Raw genomic sequence first — 2,500 nt, 5'->3', positions numbered from 1 at the left:
GCTTCACCGCCTACCAATTCCTGACAAACTCCGAATGCTATAAAATGTTCATCAGCAGTGAGGGCATGGGTGCTAAGGTCCATGTCCGAGAGGGAAAGAACCCAGACCATCAGCTAAGGTCCCCAAATGTATGTTAAGTTGAATAAACGAGGTTGAACTGCTTAGACAGCTAGGATGTTGGCTTGGAAGCAGCCATTCATTTAAAGAGTGCGTAACAGCTCACTAGTCGAGCGGTTCGGCATGGATAATAATCGGGCATAAACATACTACCGAAGCTATGGACTTGAAAAAGTGGTAGGGGAGCATTGTAGTGTCGTTGAAGGTGAGTCGTGAGGCTTGCTGGAGAAGCTACAAAAGAAAATGTAGGCATAAGTAACGATAATGCGGGCGAGAAACCCGCACTCCGAAAGACTAAGGTTTCCTCAGCTATGCTAATCAGCTGAGGGTTAGTCGGGACCTAACGCGAACCCGAAAGGGGTAGTGGATGGACAACAGGTTAATATTCCTGTACCTGCTCACACTAAACGTGACGGAGGCGAAAAGTTGGTGCGTACTGACGGAATAGTACGTTGAAGGAAGTGGTAACACTCCGATAGTACACTAAAGCTACGGCTGCGGTGATAATCCAGCAAATCGACTTCCAAGAAAAGCAAGTGAAGCAGCCCGTACCCTAAACCGACACAGGTAGTTGGGATGAGAATTCTAAGGAGCTCGAGAGATTCATGGCTAAGGAACTAGGCAAAATAGACCTGTAACTTCGGGAGAAAGGTCGCCCTACTTCGGTAGGGCCGCAGTGAAAAGGTCCAGGCGACTGTTTATCAAAAACACAGGGCTATGCTAAATCGAAAGATGATGTATATGGCCTGACACCTGCCCGGTGCTGGAAGGTTAAGTGGAGTTGTTAGCTTCGGCGAAGCAATGAAATGAAGCCCCAGTAAACGGCGGCCGTAACTATAACGGTCCTAAGGTAGCGAAATTCCTTGTCGGGTAAGTTCCGACCTGCACGAATGGTGCAACGATCTGGACACTGTCTCAGCCATGAGCTCGGTGAAATTGTAGTATCGGTGAAGATGCCGATTACCCGCAGTGGGACGAAAAGACCCCGTGAACCTTTACTATAGCTTAGTATTGGCTTTGGATAAGTAATGTGTAGGATAGGTGGGAGACTTTGAAACAGCATCGCCAGGTGTTGTGGAGTCATTGTTGAAATACCACCCTTTGCTTATCTAGAGTCTAACCTTCACTAGAAGGGACAGTGCTTGGTGGGTAGTTTGACTGGGGTGGTCGCCTCCAAAAGAGTAACGGAGGCTTCTAAAGGTTCCCTCAGCACGCTTGGTAACCGTGCGTAGAGTGCAATGGCATAAGGGAGCTTGACTGAGAGACATACAGGTCGATCAGGTACGAAAGTAGAGCATAGTGATCCGGTGGTTCCGCATGGAAGGGCCATCGCTCAAAGGATAAAAGGTACTCCGGGGATAACAGGCTGATCTCCCCCAAGAGCTCACATCGACGGGGGGGTTTGGCACCTCGATGTCGGCTCGTCACATCCTGGGGCTGGAGAAGGTCCCAAGGGTTGGGCTGTTCGCCCATTAAAGTGGCACGCGAGCTGGGTTCAGAACGTCGTGAGACAGTTCGGTCTCTATCTACTGTGGGCGTTAGAAATTTGAGTGGATCTGACTCTAGTACGAGAGGACCGAGTTGGACGAACCTCTGGTGTACCAGTTGTTCCGCCAGGAGCATTGCTGGGTAGCTACGTTCGGAAGGGATAAGCGCTGAAAGCATATAAGCGCGAAACCCACCACAAGATGAGATTTCTTTAAAGGGTCGTGGGAGATGACCACGTTGATAGGCTACAGGTGTAAAGGCAGTAATGTCATAGCCGAGTAGTACTAATAACCCATAGGCTTATTGTACGCCTGTTTTTTTAGAGTACAAATTATATTCATGTAATTTTTTTCAATATGTTAAAATATTTGTCACATGTAAATGTGACGCTGAAAGTGATAATTAATATCACATCAGCTATAACTTAAGGTGGTTATAGCGACGGGGCTCACCTCTTACCATTCCGAACAGAGTAGTTAAGCCCGTTAGCGCCGATGGTACTGCATTTGTGGGAGAGTAGGTCGTCGCCTTTTTTGAACCCTTTCATTTTTAATGGAAGGGTTTTTTATTTTACATAATTTCCTTTTTTGTTTGTAAGGTCTCGATGTAATATTGACTAATCACTATATTTATTTTATATTAGAGAAATATTGAATCTATAAATATATGCATGTAGTAATAGAGGCTTGTATAAATACACTTTTAAAATCGAATATCATATTGAATGTCGTAGATAAAAGCGATTTTTGTAACGATACTATACCGCCTTTTTATTCTAATTTAGGTAAACACTTTAGACATATCTTTGACTTTTATAACGCTATTTTAGATTATAATGAAAACTATAGCGTTGACCTTACTATTAAATCTAGAAATTCTTGCGCTGAAGATGATA

Annotated in this window: 2 rRNA genes and 1 pseudogene (1 of these 3 cut by a window edge); all 3 read left to right on the top strand. The window is 44.9% G+C overall.

From position 1 onward, the window contains the following. Positions 1-1,913, top strand: a 23S ribosomal RNA gene (locus ABD690_RS13430) (it extends 908 nt beyond the left edge of the window). A gap of 117 nt (positions 1,914-2,030) precedes the next feature. Beyond that, a 5S ribosomal RNA gene (rrf, locus tag ABD690_RS13425) occupies positions 2,031-2,138 on the top strand. A gap of 133 nt (positions 2,139-2,271) precedes the next feature. Then, a pseudogene (locus tag ABD690_RS13420) lies at positions 2,272-2,500 on the top strand (hypothetical protein); the annotation flags it as partial.

Source organism: Corallibacter vietnamensis (assembly GCF_039537875.1).
GTDB classification, from domain to species: domain Bacteria; phylum Bacteroidota; class Bacteroidia; order Flavobacteriales; family Flavobacteriaceae; genus Corallibacter; species Corallibacter vietnamensis.
The sequence above is the reverse complement of the archived record's forward strand: the minus strand, read 5'-3'. Positions and strand labels throughout refer to the sequence as shown.